The 328-nt window shown below is 69.2% G+C and carries 1 pseudogene; it reads right to left on the bottom strand.

What is annotated here, in order from left to right:
• Positions 1 to 328: pseudogene (locus HA630_RS22450) on the bottom strand (hypothetical protein); the annotation flags it as partial.

The raw sequence follows: 328 nt of genomic DNA, 5'->3' as shown, positions 1-328 counted from the left end.
CCGCGCCTGCCCCGCCTGTGGCGTGGCCAACAAGCCCGAAGCCCGCTTCTGCGCCGGGTGCGGGCATGGCCTGCAAACGCCGCCGGCAGCGCCCAACGAAGCGCCCGCCCCTGTGACCGCCCCCCCCACCCCAGCGGCGGTGGTGGCTGCACCTGCACCTGCACCTGCACCTGCACCTGCACCTGCACCTGCACCGGAACCAGCTCCAACTCCAACTCCAACTCCAACTCCAACTCCAACTCCAACTCCAACTCCAGCTCCAGCTCCAGCTCCAGCTCCAGCTCCAGCTCCAGCTCCAGCTCCAGCTCCAGCTCCAGCTCCAGCTCCA

The organism is Aquabacterium sp. A08 (assembly GCF_011742065.1).
Note: the sequence above shows the minus strand (reverse complement) of the source record. Positions and strands in the feature narration are given on the sequence as shown.